The organism is Sphaerisporangium sp. NBC_01403, assembly GCF_045040145.1.
Lineage (GTDB): Bacteria > Actinomycetota > Actinomycetes > Streptosporangiales > Streptosporangiaceae > Sphaerisporangium > Sphaerisporangium viridialbum.
In genome coordinates this window covers 2,395,350-2,409,680 of record NZ_CP109534.1, presented here as the reverse complement: position 1 = coordinate 2,409,680, position 14,331 = coordinate 2,395,350, and the positions used below count along the sequence as shown (strand labels likewise).

13 protein-coding genes and 1 riboswitch are annotated in these 14,331 nt (G+C 69.9%); of the genes, 4 read left to right on the top strand and 9 right to left on the bottom strand.

Features of this window, described 5'->3' with window-relative positions; translation table 11 throughout:
- Positions 1 to 107 precede the first annotated feature (107 nt).
- The 3 genes from OG589_RS10630 to cobF all read right to left on the bottom strand — a co-directional run bounded on the left by OG589_RS10630 (position 108) and on the right by cobF (position 3,286).
- Positions 108 to 1,382, bottom strand: coding sequence for an enolase C-terminal domain-like protein (locus tag OG589_RS10630; protein WP_405148303.1), 1,275 nt, complete (start codon positions 1,380 to 1,382; stop codon positions 108 to 110).
- Positions 1,379 to 2,260, bottom strand: coding sequence for an NAD-dependent epimerase/dehydratase family protein (locus tag OG589_RS10625; RefSeq protein ID WP_405148302.1), 882 nt, complete (start codon positions 2,258 to 2,260; stop codon positions 1,379 to 1,381). Before OG589_RS10625 ends, OG589_RS10630 begins: the two co-directional genes overlap by 4 nt.
- 267 nt (positions 2,261 to 2,527) lie before the next feature.
- Entirely contained in the window at positions 2,528 to 3,286 is a 759-nt protein-coding gene (cobF, locus tag OG589_RS10620; protein WP_405148301.1) for a precorrin-6A synthase (deacetylating), read from the bottom strand.
- A gap of 160 nt (positions 3,287 to 3,446) precedes the next feature.
- Positions 3,447 to 3,654, top strand: a riboswitch (cobalamin riboswitch).
- A 147-nt stretch (positions 3,655 to 3,801) separates the two neighbouring features.
- On the opposite strand from cobF, the gene metE reads away from it, so the two are divergent.
- The gene (metE, locus tag OG589_RS10615) at positions 3,802 to 6,129 is read left to right on the top strand and encodes a 5-methyltetrahydropteroyltriglutamate--homocysteine S-methyltransferase (protein WP_405148299.1); all 2,328 of its coding nucleotides are present in this window, start codon (positions 3,802 to 3,804) and stop codon (positions 6,127 to 6,129) included.
- A 123-nt stretch (positions 6,130 to 6,252) separates the two neighbouring features.
- Here the strand turns inward: metE and OG589_RS10610 are convergent, their stop codons facing one another.
- Positions 6,253 to 6,420, bottom strand: a complete 168-nt coding sequence (locus OG589_RS10610) for a hypothetical protein (protein ID WP_405148297.1) — start codon at positions 6,418 to 6,420, stop codon at positions 6,253 to 6,255.
- A gap of 50 nt (positions 6,421 to 6,470) precedes the next feature.
- On the opposite strand from OG589_RS10610, the gene OG589_RS10605 reads away from it, so the two are divergent.
- The 3 genes from OG589_RS10605 (at position 6,471) to OG589_RS10595 (ending at position 8,720) form a co-directional block, all read left to right on the top strand.
- A complete protein-coding gene (locus tag OG589_RS10605; RefSeq protein ID WP_405148296.1) occupies positions 6,471 to 7,106 on the top strand; it encodes a TetR/AcrR family transcriptional regulator in 636 nt (211 codons plus the stop codon).
- The gene (locus tag OG589_RS10600) at positions 7,099 to 7,893 is read left to right on the top strand and encodes a maleylpyruvate isomerase family mycothiol-dependent enzyme (RefSeq protein ID WP_405148294.1); all 795 of its coding nucleotides are present in this window, start codon (positions 7,099 to 7,101) and stop codon (positions 7,891 to 7,893) included. Before OG589_RS10605 ends, OG589_RS10600 begins: the two co-directional genes overlap by 8 nt.
- Before the next feature lie 113 nt (positions 7,894 to 8,006).
- The gene (locus OG589_RS10595) at positions 8,007 to 8,720 is read left to right on the top strand and encodes a hemerythrin domain-containing protein (protein WP_405148292.1); all 714 of its coding nucleotides are present in this window, start codon (positions 8,007 to 8,009) and stop codon (positions 8,718 to 8,720) included.
- A 258-nt stretch (positions 8,721 to 8,978) separates the two neighbouring features.
- On the opposite strand, the gene OG589_RS10590 is transcribed toward OG589_RS10595, so the two are convergent.
- From OG589_RS10590 to OG589_RS10570, 5 genes are all read right to left on the bottom strand, one after another.
- A complete protein-coding gene (locus tag OG589_RS10590) occupies positions 8,979 to 9,884 on the bottom strand; it encodes a DMT family transporter (RefSeq protein ID WP_405148290.1) in 906 nt (301 codons plus the stop codon).
- On the bottom strand, positions 9,881 to 10,762 hold the full coding sequence (locus OG589_RS10585; protein ID WP_405148289.1) for a DMT family transporter: 882 nt from the start codon (positions 10,760 to 10,762) through the stop codon (positions 9,881 to 9,883). The genes OG589_RS10590 and OG589_RS10585 overlap by 4 nt, the downstream gene beginning before the upstream one ends.
- Before the next feature lie 472 nt (positions 10,763 to 11,234).
- Positions 11,235 to 12,089, bottom strand: coding sequence for a hypothetical protein (locus OG589_RS10580; protein ID WP_405148287.1), 855 nt, complete (start codon positions 12,087 to 12,089; stop codon positions 11,235 to 11,237).
- A 155-nt stretch (positions 12,090 to 12,244) separates the two neighbouring features.
- On the bottom strand, positions 12,245 to 13,891 hold the full coding sequence (mctP, locus tag OG589_RS10575) for a monocarboxylate uptake permease MctP (RefSeq protein WP_405148285.1): 1,647 nt from the start codon (positions 13,889 to 13,891) through the stop codon (positions 12,245 to 12,247).
- Positions 13,888 to 14,118, bottom strand: a complete 231-nt coding sequence (locus OG589_RS10570) for a DUF3311 domain-containing protein (RefSeq protein WP_405148284.1) — start codon at positions 14,116 to 14,118, stop codon at positions 13,888 to 13,890. The genes mctP and OG589_RS10570 overlap by 4 nt, the downstream gene beginning before the upstream one ends.
- Positions 14,119 to 14,331 lie beyond the last annotated feature (213 nt).

Below are 14,331 nucleotides of genomic sequence, written 5' to 3'. Positions count from 1 at the left end.
TCCTTGACCGCTCGCCCGGCCGGCGAAGGCGCCGGGGCCGTGGGCGGGCGGTGACACCGATATGCGGGGCCGGGCGCCCTCCCCAGCGGAGGGCGCCCGGCCCTTACTCATGGCGCCTCGATGCCGCCGTCGGGACGGCGGACGGTGGCTGCCCAGCGCTCGAACAGGTGCGTCACCGGCGGATGGGCGGCCGCCGCCGCCTCGTCGAGGTCGACGCCCCAGCCGGGCGCGTCGCTCGGGTACAGGTAGCCGCCGCGCGGTACGAGCGTGCCGGGGAAGACCTCCAGGGTCGCGTCGTTGTAGACGTGCCCCTCCTGGATCGCGAACGCCGGGGTCGTCACGTCGAGCGCCACGTTGGCCGCCGCGCCGACCGGCGAGACGTCGGCGGGCGCGTGCCAGGCGGTGCCCACGCCCATCAGCTCGCACAGCGCCACCAGCTTGCGTACGGGAGTGAGCCCGCCCACCGCCGACACGTGCACGCGCAGCAGGTCGACGCCGCCCCCGGTGACGAGGCGGGCGGCGTCGGCGACCGAGGAGACCTGCTCGCCGACCGCGATCGGCATCGGCGCGGCGGCCCGTACCTCGGGAAGCCGGTCGTACAGCTCGAGCGGGATCGGGTCCTCCAGGAAGAACAGCCGGTAGGGCTCCAGCGCGCGCACCAGGCCGACGGCCTGCTTCACCGTGAGCCGGTGGTGCACGTCGTGCAGCAGCTCGATCTCCTCCCCCAGCTCGGCCCGTGCCCTCGCCATCAGCTCTGGCGTGGTGCGCAGGTAGTGCTGGACGTCCCAGCCGTCGGGGTTGGGGCGGCCGGGGTAGCCGCCCCCCTTCCCCGGCGCGCCGTAACTACCGAGCCCCGGCTGCCCGACCTGCACCCGGACGTGCCGGAACCCGTCGGCGATGATCCTGTGGGCCTCGGCGATGGTCTCGGACATCGAGGCGCCGCCCGCGTGCAGGTACAGCTCGGCCGCCGCCCGCACCCGCCCGCCCAGCAGCTCGTAGACGGGCATGCCCGCACGCTTGCCCGCGATGTCCCACAGCGCCTGGTCCACGCCGGACAGCGCGCTGTTGAGCACCGGGCCGCCCCGCCAGTAGGACGACAGGTGCACCATGCGGGTGATGTCCTCGATGTCGGCCGGGTGCCGGCCGATCAGCATGGGCGCGACGTGCCGCTCGACGGTCGTGGCGACGGCGTGGAACCGCTGGGTGAAGGTGGCGCACCCGAGGCCGTACAGCCCGGGGTCGTTGGTGTCGACCCGCACCACGACGAGCGGGACGCCTTCCGGCGCGGTCACGATCGGCCGTACGCCGGTGACGCGGAGGCCGTCGCGCGCCGGCCAGGGCGCCTGGGTCTGCGGCATCACGCCGTCCACGGGCGCGCTCACGGGATCACCAGGTCGGAGGCCGGCTCGACCGGGTACAGGTGCTCGGCACGGAAGCCGAGCAGGGCGGCGGCGGCGCTCACGTCGATGGGCGCCGTACGGCCCGGCAGGGGTGCCCGTCGTTCGGCGCCGGGGTGGAACCGGTCGAGGAGCTCCTCGGTGGGCTGCGGGGCCAGGGTCGTCGGCGCGGCGACGAACAGCACCTGGGCGCCCGTCACCGGGCGGGTCGCGGCGAGCCAGTTCGCCCGGGCGGCGTCCCTGGTGTCGAGATAGGTCCACAGCTCGTGCGCGCCCGACCGAGGATCGGCGGCGTAGTTCGCCGCCCGGCCGGGAAGCTGGTCGGCCGGTCCGCCGAGCAGGGGGAAGCGCAGCGCCACCGAGTCCATGCCGTAGCGGCGGGCCATCATCGCGGCGGTCGCCTCGTCCACCTGCTTCGACAGCGCGTACGGATCCTCCACCTGGAGCGGCAGGTTCTCGTCGATCGGCACGTACGCCGGATGCAGCTCGCGCGGCGACCAGGGCAGGCCGAGTACCGAGAAGCTGCTGGCGATCACGGCCCGCCGCACGCCCGCCTGGGCCGCCTCCTCAAGGACGACGAAGGTGGCCCGGGTGTTCCCGGCGAACACCTGCTCCGCCGTGCCGAGGCTCGGCGCCGCCAGCGCGGCGCAGTGGATCACGGTGTCCACCCCGTCCAGGGCGGCGCGCACGGCCTCCACATCCTCCGCGCTGCCGGTCACCACCCGGTCGGCCGGAAGGTTCCCGGGGTCGTCGAGGTCCAGTGCGGTCGCCGGGACGCCTTCATGGGCGAGCAGGCCGAGCGTGGCACGCCCGAGCCTGCCCGCCGCGCCGGTCACCAGGATCCGGCGCGGGTCGCGGATCAATCAGTTCACCACCTGAACAGTCGCGGGTTGATGCGTTCTCGCCCAAAGCTATGCCTTCCCCCGCGACCGGCCCCTGCCCGGGTGCTCCTCACCCGGAGAGCCGCCGGCCTTCCGCCGGCTCTGACCGGCACGCCGCCGCTTCACCGACGACGTCACCAGGTCCCCGGCCGGCTGCTCTGCGCCACCCCCCTGTGGGTGTCCTGGTCCCTGGCCCAGGCCCGGGGCGGTCCAGGACGACACGATCGTGGCGTCCCGGGCGTGTGGCCGTCAGGAACGGCGTCTCAGCAGGTAGGTGTCCATGATCCAGCCCTTGCGTTCGCGTGCTCGCGTCCGTAGCTCGTGGATGTGCTCCGCGACGTCGCGGACACGGCCGGACACCAGGATCTCGTCCGGCGTGCCGAGATAGGCGCCCCAGGAGATGTCGAGATCGGGAGCGTCCGGAAGCCCGGCGAAGGCGCAGTGGGCATCGAGCATGACGACGACGTCGCCGGCCGTCTCGGAGGCGGCTTCGGAGAGCCGGCGGCCGGTGGTGATGCGTACGGGCCGGCCGACCTGGGTCAGGGTGGTGCGGTGCCTGGCCGCCAGGGCGGACACGCTGCTGATCCCGGGAATCACCTCGTAGCCGAACCGCGCGCCGCCTCGGCCCGCAACGTCCTCGATGATGGCCAGCGTGCTGTCGTACAGGCAGGGGTCGCCCCAGACGAGGAAGGCGCCGGTCTGGTCCTCGCCCAGCTCGTGGAGGATGAGCCGCTCGTAGAGGTCGGCGCGGCGCGTGCGCCAGTCCCGCACGGCGGTGGCGTAGGCGGGGCTGGTGCGGTCGCGGTCGGGGTCGCGGGCCTGGACGACGCGGTAGGGTCCCCGGGCGTACTCCTCGATCATGTCCTGCCGCAACCGGATGAGCTCGTCCTTCTCCTCCCCCTTGTCCAGCAGGAAGAAGACGTCGGCCCGCTGGATGGCCTTGACCGCCTGAATGGTCAGGTACTCGGGGTCCCCGGCGCCCACGCCGATGATGAGGATTCTCTTCACAGGGGCAAGTCTGCCGTTCCCGCACGGCCGGCCCACCAGGCGTGCGTGGCGCCGAGTTGTCCGGGGTTGCTCTGTCACCGGGTGCGCGGATCAGGATGTTGGCCTGGGAGCCGGTTGCGCTTAGGCTGGACGCGCAGTCGGTTCGCCCTGCCGGCCAGGCAGTGGCGTCGTAAGAGGGAACCCGGTGCGGAAGCGCTTGCCTGCTCTGCTCGCAAGCTCGTCCAATTCCGGGACTGCCCCGCAGCGGTGAGTGGGAACGACCGCCGTCACACGCACTGGATCCGGATATCGGGTCAGGGAAGCGACGGCCAGTAGGTGCCCGGGCTCGGTAAGCCCCGGCGTGCTCGCGAGTCCGAAGACCTGCCACTGCCCGCGCGCGACCGCGCGCGGCGACGTCGATGGCCTCGAGGGCGGGCCGGCGGACCAGCAGGCTTGCACCCGCACGCGTGCCGATCGGCCGTATCTCCGCCTCTCCGGGGCCGCGATGTCCATACGTGACTCGCGAAGGAGAGTTCGTGGCTGAGATTTCCACCACCCCCTCATCGATCGCCACCGTCCACGGCTACCCGCGTCAGGGGCCGGACCGTGAGCTGAAGAAGGCGATCGAGGGCTACTGGGCGGGCCGGGTCACCGCCGGCGACCTGCGTCGCATCGCCGCGCAGTTGCGCCTGGAAACCTGGCGGCAGCTTGCCGACGCCGGCATCCAGGAGGTCCCCACCGGGGACTTCTCGCTCTACGACCACGTGCTGGACACCACCGTCATGCTCGGGGCGATCCCCGAACGCCACCGCGCGGCCGTCCGGGCCGACGCGCTCGACGGCTATTTCGCGATGGCCCGTGGCACCCAGGATGTCGCGCCCTTGGAGATGACCAAGTGGTTCGACACCAACTACCACTACCTGGTCCCCGAGCTGGGGCCGGAGACCGCCTTCACCGCCGACCCCGCCAAGGCCGTCGGCGAGTTGCGCGAAGCCCTCGCGCTCGGGCACGATCCTCGGCCCGTTCTGGTGGGTCCCATCACCTACCTGCTGCTCGCCAAGCCCGCGCCCGGCGTCGCACAGGACTTCGAGCCCGTCACCCTGCTGGACCGGCTCCTCCCCGTCTACGCCGAGGTGCTCGCGGCCCTGCGGACCGCGGGCGCCACGTGGGTGCAGCTCGACGAGCCCGCCCTGGTCCAGGACCAGCCGCCCGCCGTCCTTGACGCCGTCGCCCGCGCCTACCGGGAACTCGGCGAATTGGAGGGCCGGCCGAAGATCCTCGTGGGCAGCTACTTCGGCCACCTCGGCGAGGCCCTTCCGATCCTGGCCGGCGCGCCCGTCGAGGGCTTGGCCCTGGACTTCACCGGGCCCGCGGCGGCCAACCTGGACCTGCTCGCCAGTGCGGGAGGCCTTCCCGGCAAGCGGCTCGTCGCCGGCGTCGTGGACGGCCGCAACATCTGGATCAACGACCTGGAGGCGTCGCTGGCGACGCTGGCGACCCTGCTGGGCCTGGCCGACCGCGTGGACGTGGCGACCTCCTGCTCCCTGTTGCACGTCCCCCTCGACGCCAGAGCCGAAGCAGAGCTCGAACCGGAGGTCGCCCGCTGGCTGGCCTTCGCCCGGCAGAAGACCGCCGAGGTCGTCACCCTCACCCGGGCACTCACCCAGGACACCCCCGCCATCGCCGACCAGCTCTTCGACAACCGGGCCGCCCTGGCCTCCCGCGCGAACTCGCCGCTCACCCGGGATCTGGCCGTACGGGCCCGCAGCGCGGCCGTCACCTCCGCCGACGCGCGCCGTCCCCAGCCGTACGCCGAACGGGCCGCCGCCCAGCGCGCCCGGCTTGATCTGCCCCTGCTGCCGACCACCACCATCGGCTCGTTCCCGCAGACCGCCGAGCTCCGGGTCGCCCGAGCCGACCTGCGAGCGGGACGCATCGACGCCGCGGCCTATGACGAGCGCATCGCCGCCGAGATACGCGAGGTCCTCGCCTTCCAGGAGCAGGCGGGAATCGACGTCCTGGTGCACGGCGAGCCGGAACGCAACGACATGGTCCAGTACTTCGCCGAACAGCTCGACGGGTACCTGGCCACCCAGCACGGCTGGGTCCAGTCCTACGGCACCCGGTACGTTCGCCCGCCGATCCTGGCCGGGGACATCTCGCGTCCCAAGCCGATGACCCTGGCCTGGACCCGCTATGCCCAGTCCCAGACGAGCCGCCCGGTCAAGGGCATGCTCACCGGGCCCGTCACCATGCTCGCCTGGTCCTTCGTCCGCGACGACCAGCCCTTGGCCGAGACGGCGCGCCAGGTCGCCCTGGCGCTACGGGACGAGGTCGCCGACCTGGAGGCCGCCGGCACCGCGGTCATCCAGGTCGACGAGCCCGCGTTGCGCGAGACCCTGCCCCTGCGCGCCGCCGACCGGCCGACCTACCTGGCCTGGGCCACCGAGGCGTTCCGCCTGACGACCAGCGGCGCCCGCGCGGACACCCAGATCCACACGCACATGTGCTACGCCGAGTTCGGCGAGATCCTGGCCGCCATCGACGACCTCGACGCCGACGTCATCAGCCTGGAAGCCGCACGCTCTCACATGCAGGTGGCCCACGAACTGGCCGGGGCGGGCTACCCGCGTGAGGTGGGCCCCGGGGTCTACGACATCCACTCCCCGCGCGTACCGAGCGTCGAAGAGGTGTCCCTCCTGCTGTCCAAGGGGCTCGACGGCATCCCGGCCGAGCGGCTGTGGGTCAACCCCGACTGCGGTCTGAAGACCCGCGGCTGGCCTGAGGTCCGCGACTCCCTGAACAACCTGGTCACCGCCGCCCGTAAGATCCGAGCCGAAATCGCCAGCCGCATCGCCGGCTGACCTCCTCCAGGCCCGGTGCGCACACCTCCGGTGCGTACCGGGCCCGACGCGATGGCCCGGCACCAAGATCGACAAGGCGTGCGTGGACGTCCCCGGGCACACCATCCACCGCGAGCACGCCGCTCATCCCGAGTACATCGCTCGTTCGCGAAGGAGGACCGTCATGTCCTTCACCCTTGACCCCGAGGTCGCCGAGGCCCTCGCCCCCTTCGCCGCCGCGGCCGCCGACAGCACGCCCCGCCGGTCGGGGACGTCGCCGCCCGCCGCGCCACGCTGGAGGGCGTCTTCCAATCTCCAAACAGGAGTTGACTTGCCTAATGTCGTTAGGTTTTACTAGTGGCATGAGGGAAGATCGTAGGCTCCGTCGGCGCAACGAGACCGTTCAGGAGATCCTCGACACCGCGATCGAGGTCATGGGCGAAGAGGGCGTGGCCGCGCTCAGCCTTGCGGAGGTCGCACGGCGCGTAGGCATGCGCCCACCGTCGCTCTATCAGTACTTCCCGTCGAAGCTGGCCATCTACGACGCGCTGTTCGAGCGCGGGACGCGACAGATGGTCGAAGTCCTGGACCCGTACCTACCGAGGCTCGCCGAGGATCCGCGAAGGGCCATCGCCGCGGGCCAGGAGGCCACCATCGCCTGGGTGGTGGCCAACCCGGTGCTCGCGCAGCTCCTGTACTGGCGACCGGTGCCCGGATTCGAGCCTTCCCCTCAGGCGTTCGGGCCCGCCGTACGGCAGCTGGAGGTCCTGGGTGAGGCGCTGAGGGCGGCTGTGGACGCCGGACAACTGGCGCCTGCCGCCGCGAGCGAGGAGGGCGTCGCCCTCTTCACGGTGCTGATGTCCGGTGTGATCAGCCAGCAGCTCTCCAACGAACCGTCCGCGCCGGCCGGAAAGGGACGCTTCACCCGGCTCACGCCTAAGGCACTGGATATGTTCTTCCGTTACTACGCCGCTGAGAAGGGCGAGCCCGATGAGTGAATCCTTCACGGAAGCCGCGCACCTGCCGCAGACCGACCGCGACCAGTCGGCCGTGATCGCCGAGGCCGAGGGCCGCGCCACCCTCGCGTTGCTCGGAGCGCTTCGCGACGGCGACTGGAGGCGTCCCACCGACTGCGGCGAATGGGACGTGCGCACCATGGTCGCCCACCTCGTCGCCCAGTGCGAAGACAACATCCACCTCGGCACGATGCTGCGGCGGGAACTGGTGGGACGACGCCGATACCCCGGCAAGATCGCTTTGGACGCTCATATGGCCGTGCAGATCGACGACCACGCCGCCGAAGCCGGACCGGCACTGGTCGAACGCTTCGCGCTGCTGTGGCCTCGCGCCGTACGCGCCCGCCGGCAGAGGCCGAGCCCGATGCGCCGCATCAAGATCAACGCTGGCATACCCGGTGTACCGCCGCTGGCCGTCGGCTACCTGCTCGACGTCATCTACAACCGTGACCTGTGGATGCATCGCATCGACCTGGCCCGGGCGGCGGGGCGGCAGATCACCATCGGGGATCACGACCGGCAGATCGTCGAGCAGGTCATCCGCGACCTGGCCCTGGCCTGGTCCGCGGCACCGGTCGTGTTGGAGCTCGCCGGCCCGGGGGGTGGCTCGTGGCTGATCGGCTCGGGCGAGCCGACGGCGGTCGTCCGAACGGACACTGTGGCATACATGCGTGCGTTGTCCGGTCGCGACGACGACGTGCCGCTGGAACTTGTATCCGGCACAGAGGCCGCCCTCACCGTCGTCCGCCAAGCCAAAGTCGTCTTCTAGAACGTACGGGTGCCAAGAATTCGATCCGGCAGTCGGGCTGGAGCGCCGCCCGGCGGACGGGCTGGTGGAGATCATCCAGAGAAACCCTGACCATCCAGAAGGGAGCCGCCTCGATGACGGCGAACAGTGACCGACCGGCCGATACGCGAATAATGGGCATCATCCACGGCGCGTTACGCCGCGACCTCGAGCGGACCACGAGGGCGCTCTCGTCTACGCCGCCCCCGCTTGAGCGGCAGCGGGTGGCCATCGCGGCCCATGTCGAGTGGCTGATGAAATTCCTGCACGGCCACCACATCGGCGAAGATCAGGGCCTGTGGCCCATCGTGCGGGCGCGCAATCCCGCTGCCGGCGACCTGCTGGACCAGATGGATGCCGATCACGCTCGGATCGCTCCGGAGATCGACCGGGTGGAGAAGGCCGCCGCTGCCTACGCGGCCGACGGCTCCAGCACGGCCCGGGAAGGTCTCGTCGGTGTGATCGAGTCGCTGCGATCCGTTCTCGACCCGCATCTGCGACGGGAAGAAGAGGAGATGATGCCGATCGTCTCGCGCAGCATCACCCGGGCACATTGGGACGCCTACACGAACACCCATCATGTGGCGACGAGGTCCAAGAGGGAACTCGGCCGGGAGGGCCACTGGCTGATCGACAGCCTCGATCCGGAGGGCTATGACGTGGTCGTGCGGGTCGTGCCGGCGGTGCCCCGCTTCATCCTGCTGCACGCCTTCGCCAAGCCGTACCGGCGGGAATGCGCCCTCCGATGGGGACCACACATCCAGGTCACCCCGCTGAGCCGACAGCGTCCTCGGCCGACCCCGAGCTGATCGGGCGGAAGCGTCTTCGATTCCCTGTAGTTGTCTGAGGAAACGTCACGCTCGTCGAGGGCCTGACCGGCGATGAGACTGCGGGTGGCCAGGCTCAGTGAACGTGCCGCGTCCACCGGTTCCCTGTCGCATGGGCGATCATTGATGAGATCACGGTTATAGCGGCACGGGTTGCCGGGCACGGTGATTTTCATGTGGCACACCGTGTCGAGCACATCACAACGTTCTCCTGATCATCGCGACGCGGCCGCTCGCCAGTCATCGACCTCGTTCACCTCGGGACCGCCCGAGACGGCTCTCATGCCCGCGTCGGGGCGGCTTTTGACCGAGCTCGGATGGGGCCGACTTGGCGAGCAGGAAGCTGCCATAGATGATCAAAGCGATGCCTGTGGCTTCGAGCAGGATCCAGGTGCCCGTACGGACATGCTCTCCGAACATCGTGGTGCCGTAGAGGATGCTGGCCACAGGATCGCTGACGGTCAGTGCCGGCTGTGCGGCAACCAGGGGGCCGCTCTGTAGCGCGTTCTGCAGCAGGAACAGGCTGCACAGGCCCGCGACCACCATCGCGTACAACTGCCAGGAGGCGAGCAGTGCGGCCGGATCACTCTGGAAGATGGAAGTGCTCTCCTTGATGAAGGTGGCGGTGAAGGCGAACCCGACACCAGCGGCCACCCCGAGGGCGGCGGCCCGGCCGGCACTCGTGAACAGTCGTGCAACCATCACCAGCCCGATGGCGGTGCCGATGGTCACGACGGTGGCCATCACCCATTCCGCCGAGGTGGGGGTCTGCCGTCCGGGGCCGGGCGCGGCGCTGGCGAGGAACATACTCACTCCGAGGGTCATCGTCCCCACCGCCAGCCAGGATCGCCGATCGAGTTTCACACCCAACATCCGTGACAGCAGAACCATGGTGAACGGGAGTTCGATGACCAGAACAGGTTGCACGAGGGCCAGGGCTCCGGCCGACAGCGCGGCGGCCTGGAAAACGAAGCCTCCGATGAGCGCGGCGATCCCGCCGAGCCATACCCGGTTGCGGATCAAGGCGAGGACGAGGGCCGGCCGGAACGCCTTGTACTGGGGCACCGACCGTGCCGCGCGACGTTGCAGCACCGAGGCGGTCGCGTTGCAGGCCGCGGCGAGCAACGCCAGCACCACGGAGATCATTGAGCCCCCTCGTCCCGGCGCTGGACAGCGTCCTGCTGCGACTTGGCCAGGAACGGGGACCGTCCAAGGATGACGATTCCCACCACCATCGCGATCAAGCCGATCACCTCGGCCGCAAGCGCCTCTTGGCTGACTCGAAGGCGCTCGGCGAAGATGGCGACGCCCAGGACGACTCCGGTGATCGGTTCGGCGGCGGTGGCGGCCGGCAGCGAGATCCGAAGCGGTGCCGCGTCGAACGCGCTCTGGTTGAGGAGCAGCCCCACCACGGCGACGCCGGGAAGGAGGTACGGTTGCCAGGTTTCGGCCACCGCATCGAGCCCTTTGCCCAGCGTGAGCAGTGAGCTGCGAGTCAGCACGTCCCGGAGTCCGTACAGCAGTCCGGCGGCGGCGGCCGGCAGCATCGCCTTGGTTTGCAGGGAACGCCGCAAGCCGTAGAGCACGAGTCCTGCCGCGACCATGCTCACCAGGAGCAGCGTCAGCCACCGCGGGGAAACCGGATCAGGCAGATGGCCCGCGCGGGGTTCCCCGAAAAGCAGGAAGAGCGCCACTCCCCCGCTCACCAGCACCGCGCCCACCCACTCCATGGGGCCGAAGTGCTCTTGGTAGATCACGTGGGCGGCGGTCAAGGCGAACAGCAGATTCGTCGCCAGGAGCGGTACCACCCGTGCCAGTTCCGTTTCCCGGAGGGCGATCGCGTCGAGGATCTGGCCGCAGAGCATCAGGCCGATCCCGATGAGCCACAGCGGTGTGCGGATGAGGTCCAGCAGCAGGCGGGGATGCAGTATCTCTTCCAACGGCTCCCGATACGCGGCGCGTCGCTGGGCGACGAAGCCCAGCCCGAGAAGGCACGCCACACCCAGGCAGATCACGATGATCACCAGAGGCGCCCCTCTCCGATGTCCGGTTCAACAGCACAGGCGCAAGTACAGGGGATCCCCCCTGTCTTGATCACCAGTACCCGGAGCCCTGCGTGGGTTCGTCTGCGAACTCCCGGTGAGCAACCATCAACCCATCCCTTCCCTGAACGCCGGCTTCACATCTGACCTGCCGGAGCATCGCTCAATGACACTGGCCTACCCGGTGTGACGTGATCGTTCGCCAAGAAGACAAAAGGGGTCCAGGAAGCTCGACCATGCGGCTGACGAGCCACCGCAGGCTCCCGACTGCCGGGCGGCCCGTCGCGAACCTTCAGGCCCGGCGCAGTGTGCCCCTGAGATCGGACGGGAATATGCCATCCAAGTGGTGGCCAGGACGCAGGTCCTGCTACAGCTGGATGTGGGGGGGGGGGAAGGCAGGACCGGCCTCAGGGACCTCTGCGTTGGGGCCGCGACGATGTCGTCGCATGCGGGTTCACGAGCCCACCGGTGTGAGGAAGCCTTCGAGGACCACCAGGCCCTTGCCGTACTTGTCGTCGACCTCGCGCTGGAGCTGCGGCGTGGCCACCCAGACTCCGATGGTGACGTGGCCCGCCCGCTCGTCCGCCGAAGCGGAGTACATGCCCTTGATCTCTTTCTGCGCCCTTTCCTGGAGCGACCGCAGCTCCGCCGCGCTGCGCTGGGCGCGGCTCAGGCACAGCCCGCCACCCCAGACCTCACGGATCGCGCGCTCGTGAACTGTCGGATCGCCGGTGAACCGCAGGTTCAGCACCAGCCGCTTGGGGTCGTTGGCGAGCCGCTCCACCGATCGAGGGTCGCCGGGGTCGAAGCCGTCGATCTCCTCGAGATAGCTCTGGTCCAACCAGCTGCCCCCGTACCCGGGGAGCTTCTCGGCCCTGGCGATCGCGGCGGCCATCGCCTCCTCGGTGGCCTTCGCCGGGTCGACCGGACGCCAGCCGCCCGCGGGCCTCGGGCACGGTGTGGTGAAGGCCGACCGGTCACCTCGGGCGTCGCGGCGCCCGGCGGGGCGCGGAGGCTCGGTCAGCGTCAGCCTTTCACCATCCCAAGTGCCGACCACGTGATATTCGCCCCAGCGCACGCCGCCCTGGGCCGAGTGCTCGACCGCGTTCCAGTCCCACCCGATGATGTCGGGCCCGCCGCACTGGGGCGGCAGAGATTCGGCGACGTTGGCGCAGAGCTGAGGGCCGTGCTGGGCGTTGGCGAGTACGGTCCCGTCGGCCTGGTACCGCATCGCGGGAGCGGTCGCCGCCGGCTCGGTCCCGCAGGCGGCGAGCGTCACGAGCATGGCCACGAGCCAGATGCCTCTCATGCCCACTGAGACGGGCGAAAGCGCTCAGGGGTTCAATGACGGCGTACCGACCTGGGACTGCTCACCGAGGTCTTCGGCCCCGGCCTGGGCCTCGATGCCGGCTTACCCCGGCACCTCCCGCCCGGATCGGCCCCACGTGACGGCGAGCCGCCTGGTCACGAGAGTTCCTTGATGGGTTCGACGTCCGGGTCGCCGATGTCCGCGTGGTAGTCGTCCGCCGACGTCCGGTCGCGGCCGGACGACAGGCCCGCCGCACGGAACAGCATGGTGGCGGCCACGGAGACGGCGGCGTTCAGTACGAACGCGGTCAGGGCGATGTAGCCGGATCGGCCGTCGCCCATCAGGGGGATCTCGGCGAGCGAACCGCCGAAGTGTTTGCCGGACACCGGGTTGACGTTGCCGTACGCGGCGACGGTCCCGTACGTCATGCCGGTGACCCAGCCGGCCAGCAGTGCGCCGGGATGGAACCAGCGCGTGTAGAGCCCGGACACGATCGCCGGAAACGTCTGCAGGATCCAGATCCCGCCGAGAAGCTGGAAATCCAGCGCGAACCTCGTGTCGAGGAACAGGACGAAAGCCAGCGCGCCGAACTTGACGAGAAATGAGACGCCTCTGGAGACGACGAGTTCCTGGCGGGGGCCGGCGGCCGGGTTGATGAACTCCCGGTAGATGTTCCGGCTGAAGATGTTGGCGGCGGCGATCGACATGATCGCCGCGGGTACCAGGGCGCTGATCGCGATGGCGGACAGGGCGACACCCGCGAACCAGCTCGGGAACAGGTCCGACAGGAGCCGCGGGACCACGAGCTGGGGGTTGGTCCTGCCGTCCATGCCGATGGGCCGGGTGCCGGCCCTTATCGCCAGGAATCCGAGCAGCGCGAACAGCCCGAGCACCAGCGTGTAAGTAGGCAGGAGTGCCGCGCTTCGGCGTACGACGTCGCGGCTCCTGGTCGCCAGGACCGCGGTCACCGTGTGGGGGTACACCACCAGAGCCATCGCCGACCCGAGAGCGAGCGTCGCATAGGGCCACAAGCCGTCGGCTCCGGGGATGAGGACACCCCTGGGCCGCCCGGTCCGCGGGTCGATCGCCGCCATCTTCTGTCCCGCCGAGTGGAAGACGCCCTCGAATCCCCCCAGCCGCTGGGGAAGGTAGATGAGTGCGACGATCGCCACCAGGTACAGCAGGAAACCCTTGAGGAAGGCGATGAGCGCCGGCGCCCGAAGCCCGTTGGAGTAAGTGAAGGCTGCCAGCACGGTGAACGCGACGGCGAGAGGCAGGTCCTTGGTGATGGCATCGTCGCCTCCGAGTCCGACGGTCTCGAAGACGGCCTGAATGCCGACGAGTTGCAGGGCGATGTACGGCAGCGTGGCGAGGAGTCCGGTGACGGCGACGGCGAGGGTGAGTCCTCTGCTCTGGTAGCGGCCGCTCACGAAGTCGGCGGGCGTGACGTAGCCGTGGCGATGGGCGACCGACCACAGCCGCGGCAGGACTACGAAGATCAGGGGATAGACCACGATGGTGTACGGAACGGCGAAGAAGCCGCTCACCGCGCCGGTCGCGTACATCGCCGCGGGTATCGCGATGAAGGTGTACGCCGTGTAGATGTCGCCGCCCAGCAGGAACCATCCGGCGAGGGTGCCGAAGCCGCGACCGCCCAGTCCCCAGTCGTCCAGCGTGTGCACGGGTCCGGCCGTATGGCGCCCCCGCCTGCCCTGAACGGCGGCGAAGCCCACGATCGCGACGATCAGGAAGAAGATCACCAGGATGGTCAGGGCAGTCCAGTCGATGCCGCTTCGGTTCATCGGAGTCCTCCGCCGGAACGGGTTCTCCGGCGCGCCTCGGCGCCCGGCGAACCGGCAGGGGTCATCAGGAGATAGGCGCACCAGGTCGCGCCGGAGGACAGCGGCACCCACAGCAGCTGGTACCAGTAGAAGAACGGAACGCCGAACAGCGACGGGTCGGGACGCGCGTAACTGTCGACCCAAAGCAATGCCACGAAGGGTGCGACCAGCAGCGCTGTGGCGATCATCCTGGCCCAGGGGCCTGGGCCGCCGGATCGGATCGCCTGGACGGGCGGCGACAAGGGGCCCGCCGGTTCGTCCCACCATAAGGTTCGCCGACGGACAGGCAGGGCCGGAATACGTTCTCGAGGCATCGGTTACCTTGCTTTACTTGTGAGAAATCAGGTACGACGGTGTGCACACCGCCCCGATACGGCGTGCACACCGCGCGAGGACGTCGC

Bases quoted from the DNA above. Each gene is read 5' to 3' on its own strand.
- OG589_RS10605 (WP_405148296.1), top strand. From the start codon at position 6,471: ATGAGGGAAGATCGTAGGCTCCGTCGGCGCAACGAGACCGTTCAGGAG.
- OG589_RS10600 (WP_405148294.1), top strand. From the start codon at position 7,099: ATGAGTGAATCCTTCACGGAAGCCGCGCACCTGCCGCAGACCGACCGC.
- OG589_RS10580 (WP_405148287.1), bottom strand. From the start codon at position 12,089: ATGAGAGGCATCTGGCTCGTGGCCATGCTCGTGACGCTCGCCGCCTGC.
- OG589_RS10570 (WP_405148284.1), bottom strand. From the start codon at position 14,118: ATGATCGCCACAGCGCTGCTGGTCGCACCCTTCGTGGCATTGCTTTGG.
- mctP (WP_405148285.1), bottom strand. From the start codon at position 13,891: ATGAACCGAAGCGGCATCGACTGGACTGCCCTGACCATCCTGGTGATC.
- OG589_RS10590 (WP_405148290.1), bottom strand. From the start codon at position 9,884: ATGATCTCCGTGGTGCTGGCGTTGCTCGCCGCGGCCTGCAACGCGACC.
- OG589_RS10595 (WP_405148292.1), top strand. From the start codon at position 8,007: ATGACGGCGAACAGTGACCGACCGGCCGATACGCGAATAATGGGCATC.